General features: G+C 65.3%; 24 protein-coding genes. 14 read left to right on the forward strand and 10 right to left on the reverse strand.

Going from position 1 to position 21,256, the window contains the following annotated elements:
• Positions 1 to 20: 20 nt before the first annotated feature.
• Together DC366_RS10945 and DC366_RS10950 are read right to left on the reverse strand one after the other, a co-directional pair.
• Positions 21 to 626, reverse strand: coding sequence for an MlaC/ttg2D family ABC transporter substrate-binding protein (locus tag DC366_RS10945; protein ID WP_207768697.1), 606 nt, complete (start codon positions 624 to 626; stop codon positions 21 to 23).
• Entirely contained in the window at positions 616 to 1,449 is an 834-nt protein-coding gene (locus DC366_RS10950; protein ID WP_243405102.1) for an MlaA family lipoprotein, read from the reverse strand. The genes DC366_RS10945 and DC366_RS10950 overlap by 11 nt, the downstream gene beginning before the upstream one ends.
• 294 nt (positions 1,450 to 1,743) lie before the next feature.
• On the opposite strand from DC366_RS10950, the gene DC366_RS10955 reads away from it, so the two are divergent.
• The 4 genes from DC366_RS10955 to DC366_RS10970 are packed head-to-tail and all read left to right on the forward strand — an operon-like array spanning position 1,744 to position 4,504.
• Positions 1,744 to 2,205 (forward strand): RidA family protein, encoded by a 462-nt coding sequence (locus DC366_RS10955; protein WP_108692242.1) that lies wholly within the window; start codon positions 1,744 to 1,746, stop codon positions 2,203 to 2,205.
• Entirely contained in the window at positions 2,202 to 2,969 is a 768-nt protein-coding gene (locus tag DC366_RS10960; RefSeq protein WP_108692243.1) for a glycerophosphodiester phosphodiesterase family protein, read from the forward strand. The genes DC366_RS10955 and DC366_RS10960 overlap by 4 nt, the downstream gene beginning before the upstream one ends.
• A 51-nt stretch (positions 2,970 to 3,020) precedes the next feature.
• The gene (locus tag DC366_RS10965; RefSeq protein WP_108692244.1) at positions 3,021 to 4,211 is read left to right on the forward strand and encodes a GNAT family N-acetyltransferase; all 1,191 of its coding nucleotides are present in this window, start codon (positions 3,021 to 3,023) and stop codon (positions 4,209 to 4,211) included.
• Complete coding sequence (locus tag DC366_RS10970) at positions 4,208 to 4,504, forward strand: 4a-hydroxytetrahydrobiopterin dehydratase (protein ID WP_108692245.1); 297 nt, start codon at positions 4,208 to 4,210, stop codon at positions 4,502 to 4,504. Before DC366_RS10965 ends, DC366_RS10970 begins: the two co-directional genes overlap by 4 nt.
• 99 nt (positions 4,505 to 4,603) lie before the next feature.
• Here DC366_RS10970 and DC366_RS10975 read toward each other — a convergent pair whose 3' ends face one another.
• Positions 4,604 to 5,092, reverse strand: coding sequence for a peroxiredoxin (locus tag DC366_RS10975; protein ID WP_108692246.1), 489 nt, complete (start codon positions 5,090 to 5,092; stop codon positions 4,604 to 4,606).
• A 105-nt stretch (positions 5,093 to 5,197) separates the two neighbouring features.
• On the opposite strand from DC366_RS10975, the gene DC366_RS10980 reads away from it, so the two are divergent.
• Positions 5,198 to 6,406: an NAD(P)/FAD-dependent oxidoreductase gene (locus tag DC366_RS10980; RefSeq protein WP_108692247.1), complete on the forward strand. Its 1,209-nt coding sequence runs from the start codon at positions 5,198 to 5,200 to the stop codon at positions 6,404 to 6,406.
• Complete coding sequence (gene rsmD, locus DC366_RS10985) at positions 6,403 to 6,957, forward strand: 16S rRNA (guanine(966)-N(2))-methyltransferase RsmD (RefSeq protein ID WP_108692248.1); 555 nt, start codon at positions 6,403 to 6,405, stop codon at positions 6,955 to 6,957. Before DC366_RS10980 ends, rsmD begins: the two co-directional genes overlap by 4 nt.
• Before the next feature lie 3 nt (positions 6,958 to 6,960).
• On the opposite strand, the gene DC366_RS10990 is transcribed toward rsmD, so the two are convergent.
• Both DC366_RS10990 and DC366_RS10995 read right to left on the reverse strand, forming a co-directional pair.
• Positions 6,961 to 7,350 (reverse strand): hypothetical protein, encoded by a 390-nt coding sequence (locus DC366_RS10990; protein ID WP_108692249.1) that lies wholly within the window; start codon positions 7,348 to 7,350, stop codon positions 6,961 to 6,963.
• Between the two features lie 140 nt (positions 7,351 to 7,490).
• A complete protein-coding gene (locus DC366_RS10995; RefSeq protein ID WP_108692311.1) occupies positions 7,491 to 8,768 on the reverse strand; it encodes a glycerate kinase type-2 family protein in 1,278 nt (425 codons plus the stop codon).
• Positions 8,769 to 8,899: 131 nt separating this feature from the next.
• Between DC366_RS10995 and crcB the strand changes: the two genes are divergently transcribed.
• The 8 genes from crcB (at position 8,900) to DC366_RS11035 (ending at position 16,361) form a co-directional block, all read left to right on the forward strand.
• Positions 8,900 to 9,277 carry a fluoride efflux transporter CrcB gene (gene crcB, locus DC366_RS11000; RefSeq protein ID WP_108692312.1) on the forward strand — a complete coding sequence of 126 codons (378 nt, stop codon included), beginning with the start codon at positions 8,900 to 8,902 and terminating at the stop codon, positions 9,275 to 9,277.
• Complete coding sequence (locus tag DC366_RS11005) at positions 9,274 to 10,317, forward strand: RluA family pseudouridine synthase (RefSeq protein WP_108692250.1); 1,044 nt, start codon at positions 9,274 to 9,276, stop codon at positions 10,315 to 10,317. Before crcB ends, DC366_RS11005 begins: the two co-directional genes overlap by 4 nt.
• A complete protein-coding gene (locus DC366_RS11010) occupies positions 10,314 to 10,994 on the forward strand; it encodes an HAD-IA family hydrolase (protein ID WP_108692251.1) in 681 nt (226 codons plus the stop codon). Before DC366_RS11005 ends, DC366_RS11010 begins: the two co-directional genes overlap by 4 nt.
• Positions 10,991 to 11,707 (forward strand): ATP12 family chaperone protein, encoded by a 717-nt coding sequence (locus DC366_RS11015; protein WP_108692252.1) that lies wholly within the window; start codon positions 10,991 to 10,993, stop codon positions 11,705 to 11,707. Before DC366_RS11010 ends, DC366_RS11015 begins: the two co-directional genes overlap by 4 nt.
• A gap of 197 nt (positions 11,708 to 11,904) precedes the next feature.
• A complete protein-coding gene (locus DC366_RS11020) occupies positions 11,905 to 12,924 on the forward strand; it encodes an amino acid ABC transporter substrate-binding protein (protein WP_108692253.1) in 1,020 nt (339 codons plus the stop codon).
• 138 nt (positions 12,925 to 13,062) lie between these two features.
• The gene (locus DC366_RS11025; RefSeq protein WP_108692254.1) at positions 13,063 to 14,283 is read left to right on the forward strand and encodes an amino acid ABC transporter permease; all 1,221 of its coding nucleotides are present in this window, start codon (positions 13,063 to 13,065) and stop codon (positions 14,281 to 14,283) included.
• Position 14,284: 1 nt separating this feature from the next.
• Positions 14,285 to 15,583, forward strand: coding sequence for an amino acid ABC transporter permease (locus DC366_RS11030; protein WP_108692255.1), 1,299 nt, complete (start codon positions 14,285 to 14,287; stop codon positions 15,581 to 15,583).
• Between the two features lie 13 nt (positions 15,584 to 15,596).
• Complete coding sequence (locus DC366_RS11035) at positions 15,597 to 16,361, forward strand: amino acid ABC transporter ATP-binding protein (RefSeq protein ID WP_108692256.1); 765 nt, start codon at positions 15,597 to 15,599, stop codon at positions 16,359 to 16,361.
• A gap of 12 nt (positions 16,362 to 16,373) precedes the next feature.
• Here the strand turns inward: DC366_RS11035 and DC366_RS11040 are convergent, their stop codons facing one another.
• The 5 genes from DC366_RS11040 to yidC are packed head-to-tail and all read right to left on the reverse strand — an operon-like array spanning position 16,374 to position 21,147.
• Positions 16,374 to 17,009 (reverse strand): ferredoxin, encoded by a 636-nt coding sequence (locus tag DC366_RS11040; RefSeq protein ID WP_108692257.1) that lies wholly within the window; start codon positions 17,007 to 17,009, stop codon positions 16,374 to 16,376.
• Complete coding sequence (gene argB / locus DC366_RS11045; RefSeq protein ID WP_108692258.1) at positions 17,006 to 17,866, reverse strand: acetylglutamate kinase; 861 nt, start codon at positions 17,864 to 17,866, stop codon at positions 17,006 to 17,008. The genes DC366_RS11040 and argB overlap by 4 nt, the downstream gene beginning before the upstream one ends.
• A 52-nt stretch (positions 17,867 to 17,918) precedes the next feature.
• Positions 17,919 to 18,572: a ribosome biogenesis GTP-binding protein YihA/YsxC gene (gene yihA, locus DC366_RS11050; RefSeq protein ID WP_108692259.1), complete on the reverse strand. Its 654-nt coding sequence runs from the start codon at positions 18,570 to 18,572 to the stop codon at positions 17,919 to 17,921.
• Positions 18,572 to 19,318 carry an MOSC domain-containing protein gene (locus DC366_RS11055; RefSeq protein WP_108692260.1) on the reverse strand — a complete coding sequence of 249 codons (747 nt, stop codon included), beginning with the start codon at positions 19,316 to 19,318 and terminating at the stop codon, positions 18,572 to 18,574. Before DC366_RS11055 ends, yihA begins: the two co-directional genes overlap by 1 nt.
• Positions 19,315 to 21,147, reverse strand: coding sequence for a membrane protein insertase YidC (yidC, locus tag DC366_RS11060; RefSeq protein WP_108692261.1), 1,833 nt, complete (start codon positions 21,145 to 21,147; stop codon positions 19,315 to 19,317). Before yidC ends, DC366_RS11055 begins: the two co-directional genes overlap by 4 nt.
• Positions 21,148 to 21,256: the final 109 nt, after the last annotated feature.

Genomic DNA, 21,256 nt, shown 5'->3' on the forward strand with positions numbered 1-21,256 from the left:
GCGGGCCGGTGCGGTGCAGGTTATCCCGCCCGCCGCAGATCCGCGATGAGCGCGTCGATATTGCCCTGACGCCGATCCAGCATCGAGCCGATTTCGGTCCGCTCGCTCAGCCGCAGGCTGATGCCTTCGATCACCATGTCGAAAAACAGATCGCGCCCGGACCGGTCCGACACGAGGAAGCGCACGTCGAACGGGGCCTCGCCGCGCAGGTTGACGCGGCTTTGCACCTCGTACCAGGATTTGACGGCGCGCACGTTCTGCACCTCGATCTGGCCGCCGACGAACTCCTTGAACCGCTTGCCGTATTTGCGCGCGATATAGCCGCGGAACGCCTCGGTATAGGCGCGCATCTGCGCGGCGCTCGCGCGGTTGGCATCCGCGCCCAAGGTGCTGCGCGCGATCAGATCGACATCGGCGTAGCGGCGGAAGATCGCCTCGAACTGGCCGATCATCGCGTTCAGCGACGCGCCGCTGGCGATGACGCGGTTGATCTCGGCAACAAGGCTGTCGACCAGCGTTCTCGCGCCGCTTTGCGTCAGCGCCAGAACGCTGCGGGGAAGCGTGGCCACGCAGGCCGCACCGATTGCGGCCGCCATTACGCCGCGGCGGGAGATTTTATTGGTCATAGGGATCCTCGTAATCTGCGCTGACTGCTGCGGGGGGCGCGGCGGCCGCCGGGGCGCCGCCGTCCGTGTCGTAGGGATCGAGATAGGCCTCACTGCCGCCATTTCCCACCTTGAAGCGGCGATTTTGCAGATAAAGCGACCGCGCCGCGGCATAGCTGTCGGCGCTGTCATACAGCACCGAGTCGATCGTGTCGCTATAGCGCGCACGCCCGGTCAGGCCGCGCGAGGCGCGCGCGCCCAAGGCATAATAGACCTCCGGGTCTTCGATCACGAAGTCCAGCGGATTGGTAAACAGATCCACCACCCGGCCCACCGCCGCGCGGCTGGTCGACGGCCCCAGAACCGGCAGTTCCACATACGGCCCCTCGTTCACGCCCCAGACATACAGCGTCTTGCCGAAATCGGCGTCGGTATGGGCCGACATGTTCAGATCCGTCGCGGTATCGAACAGCCCGCCGAGCCCCAGCGTTGTGTTGACCACAAAGCGATAGAAATCGCTGGTCGCGCCGCGCCCGTTGCCCTGAAGCATGTTGTTCACGATCGAGCCGGGCAGCGTCAGGTTGGTCGAGAAATTGCTGATCACCGTCTCGACATCATCGGCGACGAACGCGCTGTATCCCTCCGACACGGGCCGCAGCAGCGCCTTGTCTAGTGACTTGTTGAACGCGTGGGTGCGGCGATTCGATTGCTCGTAAGGATCGTGGGGCGCACCGCGCGTGACTGCCGGATCAGGCTGCGCGCAGGCCGACAGCAGCCCTAGAAGACCGGCACAAAGAACGGCCCGCACTGCCAAGGGTTTGAAAACAAGAGAGAGTTGGTTCAAAAGATCACCTTCGGGCCAGCCATGACGTTTTGCCGCCGAAGCGACGCAAAATTCCTAAAACGCGCGGCGCCGTGTCGAACCGGCGCCCAATTTCGGCGATCAAAGCCATGGCACGCAGCGCGCATACCGGCATGCGCCGGCTCATCCCCATCCCGCGACGTAGCGTTTTACGCGTTCGCGCGCAAGTATTCGGGTGCGCCGGACGCATGCATGCGCCCCGTTTTTGCCGTTTCAATCCGCCGCGCGGCAAGATAGCGTCCGGCGGTGAAAAAACAGCACGAAGGAATGCGACAGATGGGTAAGTTCGAGACGAAGCTGGCCGAAATGGGCGTGAAGCTGCCCGACGCACCGGCGCCTGCGGCAAATTACGTGCCGTATGTGCAGGTGGGCGACATGGTCTATGTCTCCGGCCAGATCTCAAGCGATGACAGCGGCCTGCTGACGGGCAAGCTGGGCGATGATCTGGACACGGCGGCAGGCGCCGCGGCGGCGCGCCGCTGTGCGATATCGCTGCTGGCGCAGGTCAAGGCGGCGTGCGGCGGTGATCTGGACCGTCTGGTGCGGGTGGTCAAGCTGGGCGGTTTCGTCAACTCCACCCCCGATTTCACCGAGCAGCCGCAGGTCATCAACGGCGCGTCCGATCTGCTGGCCGAAGCGCTGGGCGATGCGGGCAAACATGCGCGCGCCGCGGTGTCGGCCGCGTCTTTGCCGCTGGGCGTTGCGGTGGAAATCGAAGGTATCTTCCAGATCGCATGACAGCGCTGGACCCGGCCTTCCTGCGCCGGCCGCTTGCACATCGTGCCCTGCACGATCTGCAGGCGGGCCGGCCTGAAAACTCGCGCGCGGCGATCCGCGCGGCGGTGGATGCGGGCTATGGCATCGAGATCGATGTGCAAATGTCATCCGATGGCGTCGCCATGGTGTTCCATGACGACGATCTGGACCGCCTGACCGATGCCACTGGCCCGATTCGCGCCCGCAGCGCCGCGGGCCTTGCTGCCATCGCGCTGACGGGTGGCGATGAGGGCATCCCGACGCTGGCCGAAGTGTTGGCGCTGGTTGCCGGGCGCGTGCCGCTGCTGGTCGAGGTGAAGGACCAGCACGGGCAGATGGGCCCGGTCGACGGCGTGCTGGAGGCGGCGGTGGCCCGCGATCTGGCGGGATATGACGGGCCGTTCGCGGTGATGTCGTTCAACCCCCACTCGGTCAATGCCTTGCGGCGCGCCGCGCCGGATGTGCCGCGCGGCATCGTCAGTTGCGCCTACAGGGCGGAGGATTGCCCCGAATTGCCGCAGGATGTGCGGGACCGGCTGCGCGGCATTCCCGATTATGCGCGCGTCGGCGCCTGTTTCATCAGTCACGAATGGGACGATCTGGACCGCCCGCGCGTGGCCGAGCTGGCCGCCGGGGGCGCCGCGATCCTGTGCTGGACCATCCGCAGCCCGGAGGCCGAGCGCGCGGCGCGGCGCATCGCCGCGAATATCACCTTCGAGCGGTATCTGCCCGATCAGCCGTCTTGAATCGCGCGCCGAAAGGCACAGGTTGAGCGTGGGCAGCGAGGCGACGAATCCATGACATCCGGCAGTGACATCACCATCCGCGCGCATGGCGATCTAAGCGGTATCGCCGCCGCCGATTGGGATGCCTGCGCCTGCCCCGAGGCGGCGCAGGGCGGCCGCCCCTTCGATCCGTTCACCACCTACCGCTTTCTCAAGGCGCTGGAGGACAGCGGCTCGGTCGGGCCGCGCACCGGCTGGCAGGCGCAATACCTGACCGCCGAGGTGGATGGACAGATCATCGCCTGCGCGCCGCTTTACGCCAAATCGCACAGTCAGGGCGAATACGTCTTCGATCACGCGTGGGGGGATGCCTATCAGCGGGTCGGCGGGCGTTACTATCCCAAGCTGCAGCTGGCCGTGCCCTTTACCCCCGTGACCGGCCGCCGGTTCCTGACCCGTCCGGGGCATGAGGAGACCGGGCGCGCCGCGCTGATCCAGGGCGCCGTGCAGATCGCCGAAGGCAATGCGCTCTCGTCGCTGCACATCACCTTCTGCACCGGGGCCGAGGCCGAGGCGGGCGAGCGGATCGGCCTTTTGCGCCGCACCGGGCAACAGTTTCACTGGCTGAACGAGGGCTATGCCGATTTCGACGCCTTTCTCGCGGCGCTCAGCGCGCGCAAACGCAAGAATATTCGCAAGGAGCGCCGCAGCGCGCAGGATTTCGGCGGCGAGATCGTGCAGCTGACCGGCGCCCGGATCCGGCCCGAGCATTGGGACGCCGTCTGGGAGTTCTATCAGGATACCGGCGCGCGCAAATGGGGCACGCCCTACCTGACGCGCGCCTTTTTTGACATCGCGCACGAGACGCTGCGGGACGACATCCTGCTGATATTTGCGCGGCGGCAGGGCCGGCCCGTGGCGGGCGCGGTCAACTTCATCGGGGCGTCGGCGTTATATGGCCGCTACTGGGGCTGCACCGAGGATCACCCGTGCCTCCACTTTGAGTTGTGCTATTATCAAGCGATTGATTACGCTCTGAAGCACGGGCTGGCCCGCGTCGAGGCCGGCGCGCAAGGAGAACACAAGCTGGCACGCGGATATCTGCCGGTGGCCACGCATTCGCTGCATTGGATCCGCGATGCGGGCTTTGCCGAAGCGGTGGCGCAATATCTGCGCGCGGAAGGCGCCGCCGTGGAGCAGGACATCGAGATACTGACGTCCTACGGGCCGTTCAGGAAAACACCGAAGGAGGATCACCAATGACCGAAAAGCTGAGCGATACGGCGCGCACGACAATGATCGAGCCGCTTTTGAGAGATGGCTGGAGCCTGGTCGAGGGGCGCGATGCGATCAGCAAGGAGTTCAAGTTCTCCGATTTTGCCGATGCGCTGGGCTGGATGGTGCGCGCCGGTGTCTGGGCCGAGAAGTGGAACCACCACCCCGAATGGAGCAACGTCTATAACAAGGTCTCGGTGACGCTGACCACGCATGACGTGGACGGCCTGAGCACGCTGGACGCAAAGCTGGCCCGCAAGATGGATATTCTGGCGGGCTGATCCGGCGCGCCGCAGGGTGACAGGAAAGGGAGAGGGGCGCTGCCCCTCCGCCGCGATGCGGCTCCTCCCCGGGATATTTTCAGCAAGAAGAACGGGCGGTCACATCGCGTCCAGAAGCGCCTCGCCCGCCGAGACGTTGCACTGGCCGGGGTTATCCTCTTCGTGCAGCAGGGTGATGGTGCCGTCCTCGACCAGCATCGCGTAGCGTTTGGAGCGGTTGATGAGGCCCGCAGGCGGTGCGGTGAAATCCATGCCCATCGCCTTGGTGAACGTGCTTTCGGCATCGCCCAGCATGGTGATGCCTGCCGCGGCGGCGCCTGTCGCCTCGCCCCATGCGCCCATGACGAAGGGATCGTTGACCGAGATGCAGATGATCTCGTCCACGCCCTTGGCGGCGAACTGATCGGCCGTGCGCACGAAGCTGGGCACATGGGCGGTGGTGCAAACGCCCGTATAGGCGCCCGGCACCGCGAAGATCACCACCTTGCGCCCGGCTGTCCTGGCCGCCAGATCGACGGTTTCGGGGCCGTCCGCGCCCAGGTGGGTAAGGTTCGCGGCGGGCAGTTTGTCACCCTTGGAGATGGACATGATTGCATCCTGACTGTTGATTGCGCTGATATGCCTGACCGATATAGGTTAAGCGCTGTCGGGGCCAAGCCAAAATGCGGACGCCCAGAGCAAGAGGAGCGCAACATGGCGGATATCGTTGTCATCGGCGCGGGGCAGGCGGGTGCCTCGCTGATCGCGCGGCTTCGCAAGGACGGGTTTGACGGGAGCATCGCGTTGATCGGCGAAGAGCCCTCGCCGCCCTATCAGCGCCCGCCGCTGTCCAAGGCTTATCTGCTGGGGGAAATGGAGCTGGAGCGACTCTATCTGCGCCCGCATCATTACTATCAGGAGGTTGGCGTCGACCTGCGTCTGGGGCAGCCCGCCCAGCGGATCGACCGGGATGCGCGCCTTGTGCATCTGGACGGCGAGGCGATTTCCTATGACACGCTGGTTTTGACCACGGGATCGGTGCCGCGGCGGCTGCCTGACGCGATCGGCGGCGATCTGGACGGCGTGCATGTGGTGCGCGATCTGGCGGATGCCGATGCGATGGGGCCGCGATTTGGCAGTGGCGCGCGGGTGCTGATCGTCGGTGGCGGATATATCGGGCTGGAGGCGGCGGCGGTTGCGGCCAGGAAAGGGCTGCAGGTGACGGTGATCGAGATGTCCGAGCGCATCCTGCAGCGCGTCGCGGCGCCGGAGACGTCCGATTTCTTCCGCGCGCTGCACCGCGCGCACGGCGTCGATATCCGCGAAGGTGTTGGGCTGGAGCGGTTGCTGGGCGAGGGGCACGTCACCGGCGCATTGCTGAGCGACGGCACGCGGATCGAGGCGGATTTCGTCATCGTCGGCGTCGGCATCGCGCCGTGCACGGGCCTGGCCGAGGCGGCCGGGCTGGAGATCGACAACGGCATCAAGGTGGACGCCGAAGGGCGCACCAGCGATCCGGCGATCTGGGCCGCCGGGGATTGCGCGTCGTTTCCGTACAACGGCGTGCGGCTGCGTCTGGAAAGCGTGCCGAACGCCATCGACATGGCCGAATGCGTGGCGGGCAACATCATGGGCGCGGGCAAGGGATACGTGCCGCAGCCGTGGTTCTGGTCGGATCAGTATGACGTCAAGCTGCAGATGGCGGGATTGAACCTGGGGTATGACCGCGTCGTCTCGCGCCCCGGAAGCGATGCGCGGTCGGCTTCTTTCTGGTATTATCGCGGCGATGACCTGCTGGCCGTGGACGCCATGAACGAGCCGCGCGCCTACATGGTCGGCAAACGCCTGATCGACGCGGGCAAGTCGCCGCCCGCGGCGGCCGTGGCGGACCCCGGCACCGACCTGAAATCGCTGCTCAGGTGAGGATCATTGCCGGAGAGGCGCGCGGCCGGCGTCTGGCCTCCGTGGGCAAGGGGGACGCGGCGGCGCAGCTGCGCCCCACATCGGACCGCGTGCGCGAGAGCCTTTTCAGCGTACTGACGGGGCTTGGCGTAATCGAGGATGCCGAGGTGCTGGACGTCTTTGCCGGCACCGGCGCGCTGGGCCTTGAGGCGCTGTCGCGCGGTGCCGCGGCGGCGCAATTCGTGGAAAACGGTCGCGCGGCGCTGGCGTTGCTGGACGAGAATATCCGCCTCACCGGCCTTGCGGACCGGGCGAAGGTGATGCGCCGGGATGTGCGCAGGTTGGGGGCGGCGCAGGGCGCGCCCGCGACGCTGGTGTTTCTGGATCCGCCCTATGGCCGCGAATTGGGAGAGGCGGCGCTGGGCGCGCTGATTGCCGGTGGCTGGCTGGCGCCGGGCGCTTTGATCGTCTGGGAGGAAAGCCAGGCTATCACGCCGCCGCCGAACTGCACGCTGCGCGATCAGCGCCGATATGGCGACACGCGCATCACGTTGCTGGAGTGGCAGGGGTGAGGTTCAGAAACTGAGCGCGCGACCCTCGATCACCGCAAACGGATAGGCCTTGTCGTTCAGCACCCAGGCAAATCCCGCGTCGGTGCGCAGGATGGTGTAGCCGGTCCAGCCGACGGCGTCGAAGAAGCTCTCGTATTGGTTGGTCTCTGGGTTCACGCGCCATTTACCCCGCAGGGGGGCACCATCCGACGGAACGAAGACGGTCGTCCCGCCAGGTCCGAAATAGGATTTGTAGCTGGCGCCGTCCCACTGCCCTTCGGCGGTGTTGCCGGTCAGGAGGCGCTCGATCTCGGCCGCTTCCATGACGGTGCCTTGCGCAAGCGCCGCGGTGGCGAGCGCGCCGGTCAGAAGGGCGCAGGCGGCGGTGGCAATCAGAAAGAAACGACGTATCATGGCAGTGATGTCCTTTTGTCCAATGGCCTAAACAGGCAGCGTTCGCGGCGTGGAATCGGGCAGATGATCCGCGCCTCGGCGGTGGAATAAATAGCGCGATGTGGCCCAAATTCAAGCGCACGCTGCGGGGGGGGTGCCCGTCAGCCATCTGCGCCGGGCGCGGGATAGATCGCGATGGCGCGGAAATCGTTGACGTTGGTCAGCGTCGGGCCCGTGACGACCTGCGCGCCGATCTGGTCGAAGAATGTATGCGCGTCGTTCCGGGCCAGCGCCTGCACGGGATCGACGCTTAGCCGCGCCGCAATCTCCAGCGTTTCGGGGCCGATGATCGCGCCGGCCACGTCCGCGGCCCCGTCTACGCCGTCCGTGTCGCAGGCGATGACGTGGATGCCCGGCGCGCCGTTCAGCTGTATCGCCAGCGCCAGCGCATATTCCGCGTTTGGCCCGCCGGTCCCGTCGCCGCGGCGCGTGACCGTCAATTCGCCGCCCGAGAGCAGCAGGATGGGCGTGTCGCCGGGCGCCATGCGTGCCTGCACCTCCAGAACCTCCCGCGCATGGGCGGCGGCAACGTCGCGCGCCTCGCCTTCCAGATCGTCGGCGCCGATGCGTGCGTCCAGCCCGGCGGCGCGGGCCAGTTCGGCGGCTGCGGCCAGCGATTGCGACGGCGCGGCGTAGATGACGTTCTGCACATGCGCAAGGCGGGGATCACCTGGCGCAACCGTGTCCCCCGGCCCCCGCAGGGCGGCCCGCATCGAAAGCGGCACGTCGATGCCAAAGCGGTCGAGCGTGACCATTGCATCCGCCGGGGTGCTGGCATCGCCCACCGTGGGACCGGAGCCAATCATCGCCGGATCGTCGCCCGGCACATCGGAAATCAGCAGGGCCAGCATGCGCGCGGGATGCGCCGCGGTCGCCAGCCTGCCGCCCTTCACGCGGCTGAGATGTTTGCGCACAACGTTCATCTGGCCGATGGGTGCGCCGGACGCCAGAAGCGCCTGATTGACCGCCTGCTTTTCGGCCAGCGTGACATCGCCCTTCGGCGCCGTCAGCAGCGCCGAGGCCCCGCCCGAGATCAGCGCCAGCACGAAATCGCCCTCGCCCAGTCCCTCAAGAAGCGCCAGCATCTCGGTGGTCGCGGCCTGTCCGGCGGCATCGGGCACCGGGTGCGCGGCCTGCACGATGCGCACGCCCTTGCAGGGCCGGGCATAGCCGTAGCGCGTGATGACCAGCCCCTCGCAAGGGCCCCACGCGGCCTCGACCGCCTCGGCCATGCGCGCGGAGGCCTTGCCCGCGCCGATCACCACGACGCGCCCCTCGGGCCGGGGCGGCAGGCAGGCCGCAAGGCTTTGCATCGGATCTGCCACCTCGACCGCGCGATCGAAAAGGCGGCGCAGGAGGGCGGCGGGGGTTTCTGTCATGATGTTGCCTTGCAGGTTGCTGGTGTCGGCCATGTTAGCGATCACATCCCGCTGCCGACAAGGGGTTTGTGCGGCAGATGTACCACGCCGCCGCGCTTGACAATGGCATGGCAGCGCGCGACAGAGCGGGCATGTTCATGACCCTTCTTCAGGTCGCCGCCGGCGGCGCGATCGGCGCCAGCCTGCGCTTTGGCGCAGGGCTGTGGGCCGCGCGCATCGGCGTGCAGGTTTTGCCCTTGGGCGTGATATCGGTGAACATCCTCGGATCGTTCCTGATGGGCGTCTTCGCGGTCTGGTCGCTGGAGCGCGGGCAGGAGGCGCTGAACCCCTTCGTGATGACCGGCATCTTGGGCGGGTTCACCACCTTTTCGGCCTTCTCGCTTGAGACGCTGGCCTTGGTCGAACGGGGCGATATCGCCGCGGCGCTGCTCTATGTTGCCCTTTCGGTGGGGCTGTCGATTGGCGCGCTGGCGCTGGGATTATGGGTGATGCGGGGGGTGCTGGCATGAGCGGCGTTCAGACGATCTATGTATCAAAGGACGACGCGGATCAGCGGCTGGACCGTTGGCTGCGCCGCCAGTTCCCGCATCTGCAGCAGGGCCGGATCGAAAAGATGTGCCGCAAGGGCGATCTGCGCGTCGATGGCGGCCGGGTCAAGGCCGCGGCGCGGCTGGAGGCCGGGCAGGCCGTGCGCATCCCGCCGCTGCCCGATGCCGCCGAGGCGACCGCGCGGGCGCGCGCGCATGTCACCGATGCCGACGCCGCGATGATCCGCGCCTGCGTGATCTACCGCGACGAGCATGTGATCGCGCTGAACAAGCCGCCGGGATTGCCGGTGCAGGGCGGCTCGAAAACCACGCGCCATGTCGACGGGTTGGCCGAGGCGCTGCGCTTTGGCATGGAGGAAAAGCCGCGGCTGGTGCACCGGCTGGACAAGGATACCTCCGGCGTTCTGATGCTGGCCCGCACGCGCGAGGCGGCCAAGGGGTTGACCGCCGCGTTCCGCCACCGCAATACGCGCAAGCTCTACTGGGCCGCCGTTGCCGGCGTGCCGACCCCGCGCATGGGCACGATCAAGTTCGGTCTGGTCAAGGCACCCGGCCACGGCGCCAAGGGCGAGGGCGAGAAGATGCACGCGATCCATCCCCGCGATGTCGAGGATACGCCGGGCGCCAAACACGCGACTACCGATTACGCGGTGCTGGAGGCGGTGGGGGCGCGCGCGTCATGGTGTGCGCTGGTGCCAGTGACAGGCCGCACGCATCAGCTGCGCGCGCATATGGCCGAGCTGGGGCATCCGGTGGTGGGCGACGGCAAATACGGCGGCTCGGGGCAGGAAAACCTTGGCGATGGCTGGGGCGCGCAGCTGGGCGGCGACATCTCGAAAAAGCTGCACCTGCATGCCCGCTCGCTGAAGATCGAGCATCCCGTCACGCGCGCCATGCTGCATCTGACCGCGCCGCTGCCGCCGCATATGCAGCACACCTGGGACACGTTCCAATGGTCGCCGGCCGACGTGCCCGCCGATCCCTTCGAGGAGCTGGAATGACGGCACCACTGCGCCTGATCATCTTTGACGTGGACGGCACGCTGGTGGACAGCCAGGGCGATATTGTCGCGTCCATGCATCATGCGTTCGACGAATTCGGCGTGCCGGTGCCCGAGCGCGCGGCGATCATCGGCATCATCGGGCTGTCCTTGCCGGTGGCCATGGCGCGGCTGGCGCCGGAGCTGGACAGCGCGGCGCATGACGCGCTCGTGGACGGCTACAAACGCAGCTACCTGAGCCTGCGGGCCAAGGCGGGCGCCGCGCAATCCTCGCCGCTGTTTCCCGGCACACGGGACATGCTGGAGGCGCTGTCGGCGCGGGACGATCTGCTGCTGGGCGTGGCGACGGGCAAATCGCGGCGCGGGCTGGACAAGCTGCTGGAGGGGCACGGGCTGCAGACGATGTTCGTCACGCAGCAGGTCGCGGATTTTCACCCGTCCAAGCCGCATCCGGCGATGATACACGCCGCGCTGGCCGAGGCGGGCGTTGATGCAGGCGACGCGGTGATGATCGGCGATACGACCTATGACATGGACATGGCCCGCGCGGCCGGCATCGGCACCATCGGCGTTGAGTGGGGGTATCACCCCGCTGCCGATCTGCGGGCCGATCACCTGCTGAGCGATTGGACGGATCTTCCCGCGCGGCTGAGTGCGATATGGGAGAAGGCGCAATGAGCGAATGGGCGGCAAAGCGGTTCTGGAAGGCGGCCGAGGTCACGGATGCAGGCGAGGGCCGCGGCATCGCCCTTGACGGTCGGCCGGTCAAGACCCCGGCCAAGGCGCCGCTGGTGGTGCCCACGCGTGCCCTTGCCCGTGCGATCGCCGCGGAATGGAACGCCGTGGATCAGCAGATCGACCCGCGCAAGATGCCGATGACACGCTCGGCCAACGCTGCGATCGACAAGGTCGCGCATCAGCATGCGGCCGTGGCCGACATGATCGCGGCCTATGGCGAGACTGACCTGCTGTTCCACCGCGCCGCCGCGCCAGGGGAGCTGGTCCTGCGCCAGTCCGAGGAGTGGGATCCGCTGCTGGACTGGGCTGCGTCGGCGCTGGACGCGCGGCTGACGGTTGTCACGGGTGTGATGCCCGCCGCACAGGACCCGGCCGCGATCGCAAAGCTGCGCACGAGGGTGCATGATCTGGACGCGTTTGCCCTGACGGCCCTGCATGATCTGGTGGCGCTGTCGGGATCGTTGGTGATCGGGCTGGCCGCGCTGGAGCCTGACCGCGATATCGCGCCGCTTTGGCAAGCCTCGCGCCTCGACGAGGCATGGCAGGCCGAGCTGTGGGGCGCCGATGAAGAGGCCGAAAGAACCGCCGGGATCAAACGCGATGCCTTTTTTCACGCGCGGGAATTTTTTATGCTCTTGAGTGAAGCGCGCTGATTTTAACCGACGCCAGTGACCTAAGGTAAATGCCTCGCCTTGCGATGATTTTTGATCATGCAACACTTGACCTTTAAGAATGAATCCCGCCAAACTTGCGCAGACTGAGGGGAAAACCCTTGCAGTTTTGCTTCGGTCCGCTCCGGACCGTATAAACCGCCCGGCCTGAATGGGTGGACAATCAGGAAGAGGTAAATATGAAAAAATCAGTAATTCTTGGCGCATTGGCACTTGCCGGGGTCTCCGCCGGTGCTGCTGCCGCCGGGACGCTGGACGATGTGAAGGCGCGCGGCAAGCTCAACTGCGGCGTTGTCACCGGCCTGGTCGGATTTGGCGCACCGGATGCCAATGGGGAATGGCAGGGTTTTGACGTCTCGATGTGCCGCGCGGTCGCCGCTGCGGTCCTCGGCGATCCGAACGCCGTGCAGTTCGTGCCGACCACCGGCAAGACGCGCTTTACCGCGCTGTCCTCGGGCGAGATCGACCTTCTGGCGCGCAACACGACCTGGACCTTCAGCCGCGATGTCGATCTGAAGTTCGAATTCATCGGTGTCAACTATTACGACGGCCAGGGCTTCATGGTGCCCAAGGCGCTGAACGTCAGCTCGGCCAAGGATCTGGATGGCGCGACCATCTGCGTGCAGACCGGCACCACGACCGAGCTGAACCTTGCCGATTATTTCCGCAAGAACAACATCAGCTATGAGCCCGTCCCGATCGAGACGAACGCCGAAGGCCAGCAGCAATATCTGGCCGGGGCCTGCGATGCCTATACGACGGACATGTCGGGCCTTGCCTCCACCCGCGCCACGTTCGAGGCGCCGGGCGAGCATGTGCTGCTGCCGGAGATCATTTCCAAGGAGCCGCTGGCGCCGCTGGTGCGTCACGGGGACAACGAATGGGCGGATGTGGTGCGCTGGACCCTGAACGCGCTGATCGCCGCCGAAGAGGCCGGGATCACCAGCGCCAATATCGGCGAGCTGTCGGCGCAGGCGGGCGATGCGCCCGAAATCAACCGCATCCTCGGCACCGAGGGCGATCTGGGCGAAATGCTGGGTCTGGACAATGAATGGGCCAAGCGCGCCATCATGGCCGGCGGCAATTACGGCGAGATCTTCGAGAAGAACATCGGCGAGGCATCGCCCATCGGTCTGGCGCGCGGTCTGAACGCGCAATGGACGGATGGCGGCCTGCTCTACGCGCCCCCGTTCCGCTGAACATCCTTGGCTGAGGGGCGCGGCACGGACCGCGCCCCTCAGCGCCATGGCACCCGGTGCCGACATAAGTTTCGGACATCGTGAGGGTCGGACAAACCAACCCCGCAACAGAGCGTGCGAAAAATCAGGGAAGTATTGATGACGACCATGACCGACCCCGAAAAGGGCGGATTTCATGTATCGCAACTGTTGAGCGATACGCGATACCGTGCCTACACCTTTCAGGCCATCGCGCTGATCGCTCTGATCGTCGCATTTGCCTATCTGGGCGCCAATCTGGTATCGAACCTGCGCGCCGCCGGGTTGGACATCTCGTTCAAGTTTCTGGGCAGCGAGGCCGGATATGGCGTCGAGCAGGCGCTGATCCCCTATACCAGCCAGTCGTCCAACTGGCAGGCGGCCAAGGTGGGCATCCTGAACACGCTGCTTGTCGCGGTTCTGGGATGCGCGATGGCAACGGTCTTTGGCGTGATCGCAGGGGTGCTGCGCCTGTCGAACAACTGGATCGTATCGCGCATCATGGCCGCTTATGTCGAGGCGTTCCGCAACGTGCCGGTCCTGATCTGGATCCTGATCATCTACGCGGCGGTGACCAACGCGTTTCCGGTCGCGCGCGATTATCTGGGCGAGGATCCCGAGCGGAACATGATGTTCGGCGTCATGGCGTTCACCAATCGCGGCGTCTATGTGCCCATGCCGGTATGGAACGCGGGGGCGGCTGTGGTTCTGGCCGTGTTCGTCCTGTCGCTGATCGCGATTGCACTTTACCGCCGCCACGTCACCAAGACGCTGTTTTCATCCGGCCGGATCCTTCCCACGTTCTGGCCGACGCTGGCGCTGTTGATCGTGCCGACGGTGCTGGCGTATTTCATCATGGGCCGCCCCATCGGATTTGATGCGCCGGACACATTGTCAAACCGGTTCAACATCCAGGGCGGCGTCCAGATCAGCGCATCGTTCATCGCGCTGTGGTTCGCGCTGTCGATCTATACCGGCGCCTTCATTGCAGAGAATGTGCGCGCCGGCATTCAAGCCGTCTCGTCCGGCCAGACCGAGGCGGCGGCGGCGCTGGGCCTGCGGCCACGGCGCATCATGAAGCTGGTCGTGCTGCCGCAGGCGCTGCGCGTCATCATCCCGCCGCTGATTTCGCAATACCTGAACCTGACCAAGAATTCCTCGCTGGCCATTGCGGTCGGGTATTCCGACATCACGGCGACGCTGGGGGGAATCACGCTGAACAAGACGGGCCGCGCCATTGAGTGCGTGCTGCTGATCATGCTGTTCTATCTGGCCATTTCACTGGCCATCTCGGTCGTGATGAACATCTACAACAACTCCGTCAAGCTGAAGGAGCGATAGGATGTCGGACACACATGCCCAATCTGTCGCCTTCGTGCGTGACACCGCCATCCCCGCCGCGCCACCGCCCGCCAGGCAAAGGGGCGCTATTCGCTGGATGCGCGAGAACCTGTTCAGCACCTGGGTCAATGCCCTGCTGACCATCGCGGCGCTTGTCGCGATCTTCTTCATCCTCCGGGGCATCCTGCCGTGGCTGTTCAACGGCGTCTGGACCACGCCCAGCCTGACCGCATGCCGCGAGGTGCTTCAGGGCAAGGTTGGCGGATGTTTTTCCGTGCTGACCGAGCGGTGGAATCAGCTGCTCTTCGGGTTTGAGTATCCAAGGGATCAGTATTGGCGGCCTGCCACCGCGTTCGTGCTGTTGTTCGCGGCGGCGGCGCCGGTCATGTTCTTCAATCTGCCGCGCAGGCTGCTGATCATCACGGCGCTTTACCCATTCGTCGCCTATTACCTGATCTGGGGCGGCACGGTCCTGACGCCCATCGTCGCGCTTCTGGGCTTTGTCGCGGGCTATCTGGCCTATGCGGGCCTTGTCAGAAGCTCTTTTGCGACCGGGTTTTTCGCCGGCATTGCCGCCGCTGCGTTGACATGGTGGATCGGCGGCATGATCGTGTCGGCCATTGCCCCGGCGCGCCCGTGGCTGGTGCATGTGCCGTCCCGCGAGCTGGGCGGGTTCATGTTGAACATGATCCTCGGCGTGACGTGCCTGTGCCTGTCGATCCCGCTGGGCGTGCTGCTGGCGCTGGGGCGCCAGTCGCGGATGCCGCTCATCAAGGGGATGAGCGTCGTCTTTATCGAGTTCATTCGCGGCGTGCCGTTGATCACGCTGCTTTTCGTCGCGAATGTGGTCCTCGCCTATTTCCTGCCGCCCGGCACGTCGTTCGATCTGATCCTGCGCGTCATCATCATGATCACGATCTTCGCCGCCGCCTACATTGCCGAGGTCGTGCGCGGCGGCCTCGCCGCGCTGCCGAAGGGACAATACGAGGCGGGCGATAGTCTGGGTCTGGATTACGCGCAAGCGATGCGGCTGATCATCCTGCCGCAAGCGCTCAAGATCTCGATTCCCGGCATCGTCAATATCGCGGTGGGCCTGTTCAAGGACACGACGCTGGTGTCGGTGATTTCGATGTTCGATCTGATCGGGATGATCCGCGGTCCGATCCTGGCCGCGTCCGAATGGAAAGGCATCTATTGGGAGCTGTTCGGCTTTGCCGCGCTGCTGTTCTTCGTCGTCTGCTACGGCATCTCGCAATATTCGCAATGGTTGGAGCGCCAGCTGTCAACCGGGCATCGTTAAGGGGAAATTCAACATGGCCGACGCAGAAATGAAGGTTCTGGACGAGGTCGCGATCTCGATCCGCAAGATGAACAAATGGTACGGCGCCTTCCACGTCCTGCGCGATATCGACCTGACGGTGAATCGCGGCGAGCGCATCGTCATCTGCGGGCCTTCCGGTTCGGGCAAGTCGACGCTGATCCGCTGCATCAACGCGCTGGAGGAGCACCAGAAAGGCACGATCGAGGTGGACGGGATCACGCTGTCGTCGGACATCAAGAACATCGACAGGATCCGGCGCGAGGTTGGCATGTGCTTTCAGCATTTCAACCTGTTCCCGCACCTGACCATCCTTGAAAACTGTACTCTGGCGCCGATCTGGGTGCGCAAGACGCCCAAGCGCGAGGCCGAGCAGACGGCGATGCATTTCCTTGAGAAGGTCAAGATCCCCGATCAGGCGCACAAATATCCCGGCCAGCTCAGCGGCGGCCAGCAACAGCGCGTCGCCATCGCGCGCAGCCTGTGCATGAAGCCGCGCATCATGCTGTTCGACGAGCCGACATCGGCCCTGGACCCCGAAATGATCAAGGAGGTTCTGGATACCATGATCGAGCTGGCCGAAGAGGGCATGACGATGCTCTGCGTCACGCATGAGATGGGCTTTGCGCGGCAGGTCGCGAACCGCGTCATCTTCATGGACGAGGGCCAGATCGTCGAACAGAACGAGCCGGAGGAGTTCTTCAACAATCCCCGGTCCGAGCGCACGAAACTGTTCCTGAGCCAGATCTTGGGGCATTGAGCCGCCCGCGACTCAGCGGTGAAAATAGCGCATGTGAAACGCCGATTGTTCGGGATCGCGCGCGAATGATTGCGAGACCGGACAGGCGCGGCGCGCCTTGCAGCCTTGGGTCATGCAATCCTGCCCCGGCGGCGTATCCAGAAACCGGTGGCAGGCGGCAACGTCATAGCCGCGCGCGGCGCTGAGCGCATCCACGGGGCAGGCGGTCAGGCAGGGTTTGTCGGCGCAGGTCACGCAAGGGGATTGCCCGGCCCGGGGCAGGTCGATTTGCTGCGCAAACCTCAGCGCGCCGCGATAGGACACCATCAGACCGGCCACATCATGCACCAGCATTCCAGCAGGGCTTTGCCACGCGCGGCCCGATTCCATTGCCCACCGCAGGAAGGGCAGGTAGGGCGGGCCGCCGAACGGGAACAGCGCCTCGGCGCCCAGCTGCCCGGCAAGATCACCGATCACCCGGCGCGACCAGCGATCGATCGGATCCGGCCGCCCGTCCTGCATTTCGGCGCTGGCCTTCATCAGCGGCCAGAAATCGCGCGACGGGCCCAGCAGGATCACCGTGCCGCCATCCTCCCGCGCGCCGCCCATGACGTTCAGCCCATGCGCCGCCGCAGCGCGGGCAATCGCATCATGGCCCGGCGCGCTCATGCGCGGATCATCGAGCCTGCACCATGGTCGGTAAACAGCTCCAGCAGCGGTGCGTTGGGGACGCGGCCATCTAGAATGACCACCGCGCGCACACCGCCTTCGATCGCGTGCAGCGCCGTTTCGGTCTTGGGGATCATGCCGCCGGAAATCGTGCCGTCGGCGGTCATCGCGCGCACCTGATCGGCCTTCAGGTCGGTGATCACCTTGCCCTGCGCGTCGCGCACACCGTCCACATCCGTGAGCAGCAACAGGCGATCCGCCTTCAGAGCCGCGGCAATGGCGCCGGCCATGGTGTCGCCGTTGATGTTGTAGGTCTCGCCGCCCCGGCCTGCGCCGAGCGGCGCGATCACCGGGATCGCATCGTCGCGGAACAGCGTGTGCAGGATGCCCGGATCGATCTGGCTGGGCACGCCGACCAGCCCCAGTGCCGGATCGGCCGGATCGCAGGTGACCAGATGCGCGTCCTTGCCAGACAGGCCCACGGCGCGCCCGCCCTGCGCGTTGATGGCCTGCACGATCCGCTTGTTCACGCGGCCCGACAGGACCATTTCGACCACTTCCATGGTGGCCGCGTCCGTCACCCGCTTGCCGTTCACGAAATCCGACCTGATCGCCAGCTTGTCCAGCATTTCGTTGATCATCGGGCCGCCGCCATGCACGATCACCGGGTTCACGCCGACCTGCCGCATCAGAACGACGTCGCGCGCGAAGGTCTCCATCGCCGCATCATCGCCCATCGCGTGACCGCCGAACTTGATGACGACGATCGCCTCGTCATAGCGTTGCAGATAGGGCAGCGCCTCGCTGAGGGTGCGGGCGGTGGAAATCCAGTCAGGGTTCATGTCGCGTTGCTTCATCGGTTAACCTCGTTGCAGCTGTTATCCGCGCAACCGCGGGGCGGTGCAAGGCTCAGACCAGATCCGCGATCGTGGCGCGCAGCGTGGCGATGCCCTCGCCCTTCTCGCTGGAGGTCAGGATCAACTCGGGAAATGCCGCGGGATGGCGTGCCAGCTCGCCCCGGACCTGCGCCAGAATATCGTCCAGCGCGGTGCCGCGCAGCTTGTCTGCCTTGGTCATGACCACCTGAAACGTGACGGCGGCACTGTCGAGCAGCGCCATGATCTCGTGATCCACGGGCTTGACCCCGTGGCGCGTGTCGATCAGCACGAAGGCCCGGCGCAGGTTCTGGCGCCCCGACAGATACCGCTTCAGCAGGGCCTGCCATTTTTCGACCACCGGCAGCGGCGCGTTGGCATAGCCATAGCCGGGCAAATCGACCAGGTAGTGGCTGTCGCCGAGGGTAAAGAAATTCACCTCCTGCGTGCGGCCGGGTGTGTTCGACGCGCGCGCCAGCGCCTTGCGGCCGGTCAGCGCATTGATCAGCGTCGATTTTCCGACATTGGAGCGCCCGGCAAAGCAGACCTCGATCCGGTCCGCCTCGGGCAGCCCGTCCATCGCGACAACGCCCTTGAGAAAATCGGTCTCACCGGCAAAGAGCAGGCGGCCCCGTTCGGCGGCATCGGGCTCGGGCGGGTCGGCCAGCGGGAAGGGAAGGGCGGCCATCACAGCACCTCGACCGCATCGCCGACGGCGATGTCGCCGCCTTGGGTGACGGTCGCATAGATGCCGAATTGCTGATGCCCGAACGCCGCCTTGAGCGCGCCCAGCGTGTCCGCGTCCCGCTCGCCCGTTTCGGGGTTTGCCGTCGTGGCAAGGCAGCGAACGATAGGCTCGCGCACCTGAAGCCGTGCATCCCCGATGCGCAAGGTCTGCCCGATCCACGCGCGTTCGGCCCACGGATCGATCCCGTCCAGGATGATGTTGCCGCGCCAGCGCGCCAGGTCCAGATCGGTGCCCATTCGCTGCCCCAGATCGCGCCCCGACGCCGCATTCAGAATGCTGATCGACGCAAAATCGGTATCGGTCATGCCCGCGTCCTCGGGGCTCACGATGCGCGATGCCGCCGGGCGGTTTTCGGAAATCAGGGGGCGCACCCAGGCCAGAAACCCTTCCTCGTCCTGGCCGGGATCAAATGTCAGGTCCGGGCGATCCGGATGGCGCAGCGTCACGGTGCCCCGCCCCTCATCCACGACCGCGCTGATGGCCATCAGCTGCGGCGAGCTGGCGCCGCGGGTGAAGTTCCGGCAGGGCGCCCAGCCGGTATCAGGCACATCCGCCGCGTCATGCGCCACGGCCCAGCGGCGATCCCACGGAAACGTCGCGCCTTCGGCGAGGGTGGCCCGCGTCAACGCCTCGCGGCCATGCGCCTTGATCGGGTGCCGCCAGAGCGCGCTGACGCGGACTGTCATTTGTCGCCCTTCCCGGCCTTTTTCGGCGTCGTATCCTTGGGCGTGCGCTTGAAACCTTCGCGGATGTTGCCGAACACGTCGGGCTTGTAGCCCTGGCTGCGCATGATCGCATATTGCTGCGTGAAGGTGATCGTGTTGTTGGCAATCCAGTAAAGCACGAGACCGCTCGCAAACTGACCCAGCATGAACATGAAGACCCACGGCATCCACGCAAAGATCATCTTTTGCGTCGCATCATTCGGTGTCGGGTTCAGCTTCTGCTGAAGCCACATGGAAACGCCCAGAAGGATCGGCAGCACCCCCAGCGATATGATAGCCAGCGGCGAATCGGCGCCCGGCGCGGCAAAGGGCAGCAAGCCAAAGAGGTTCAGGATCGAGGACGGATCAGGCGCGCTGAGATCCCGGATCCAGCCGATCCAAGGTGCATGGCGCAGCTCCAGCGTGACGAAAATGACCTTGTAGAGCGAGAAGAAGATCGGAATCTGGAGCAGGATCGGCAAGCAGCCGGAAGCGGGATTCACCTTTTCCTTCTTGTAGAGCTCCATCATCGACTTCTGCATCTTCTGCTTGTCGTCGCCGGCCTCTTCCTTGAGCTTCTCCATCTTTGGCTGCAGCTCTTTCATGCGCGCCATCGAGACGTAGGATTTGTACGCCAGCGGCAAAAGCAGCGCCTTGATCATCAGCGTCAGGCCGATGATCGCCCAGCCCATATTGCCGATCACGTTGTTAAGATAGTGCAGGACCGCAAAGATCGGTTTGGTCAGGAAGAAGAACCAGCCCCAATCGATCGAATCGACGAAACGATCGACGCCGTCCTCGTTCTGGTAATGGCGGATCGTTTGCCATTCCTTCGCGCCCGCGAAGACTTCCAGCCGCGTGCTGGCGCTTTCGCCGGGGGCGAGGGTCTGGATCGGCATGCGCGTGGTCGTCTGATAGATGTCACGCTTGGCATCGTGCAGCGTGGTGACGTTGAAGCCGCCGGTATCGCGCGGGATGAGCGTGGTCATCCAGTATTGATCCGTGATGCCGGTCCAGCCGTTTTGCTCGACCGCAATGGTCTTTACATCGTTCACCGGGTCGAAATCGTCGTAGTCGGTTTCGGTCAGCTCGCCATCGGCCATGCGAACGCCGCCTTCGTGCAGGATGAAGAAATTCTTCAGATCCTCGGGCAGCCCGTGCCGCGCCAGAATGCCGTAAGGCGCCAGTGAAACGGTATCGCTGCCGGCGTTGCGAACGGATTGCTGAACGTCGAACATGAACTTGTCATCGACCGAAATCACGCGGCTGAATTCCAGCCCGGCCCCGTTGTCCCAGCTCAGCGTGACGGGCGTCTGCGGGGTCAGGCGTGCGCCCTCCTCGACCTGCCAGGGCGTATTCGCGCCCGGCACCTGATCGCGGCTCAGGCCGCTGCCCGGCGCCCATCCGAAGAGGGCATAATAGGGTGCGTTGCTGCCGATGGGTGAGAGAAGATCGACGATTTTCGAGCCGGGCTCGATCGTCTCGCGGTAGTTCTTCAGCGACAGCTGATCAATACGCCCGCCCTGAAGCGAGATGCTGCCCTTCAGGCTGGGTGTGTCGATCTCGACGCGCGGCGCATCGGCGACCTGCGGCGCGGCGCCCTCGGCCGGGGTGCCGTCCAGAGTGCCGGGTGCGGCTGCGATGCCGGGCTCGGCCGCGGTGTCGCCGACGGGGGCGGTCTGGCTCGTCACGGCCGGGGGCGCCGCCTCTTCAGGCGGAGCGTCCGGCGCCGGGAACAGCACGAACCACAGCATGATGACGAGAAAACTCAGCGCGGTGGCGAGAATAAGGTTCTTGTTCTGATCGTCCATTCCTGGCGGCCACTCATCTGTTGGGAGGTCACGGGTGGTTCAACAGAGTGCGGCCCCAAAGGTCAAGGAGATTCCCGCCAAGACGGCATTCCGGGGCCGGTTTGCCGCA

It is taken from the genome of Pelagivirga sediminicola (genome assembly GCF_003072125.1).
Taxonomy (GTDB): Bacteria; Pseudomonadota; Alphaproteobacteria; order Rhodobacterales; family Rhodobacteraceae; genus Roseovarius; species Roseovarius sediminicola.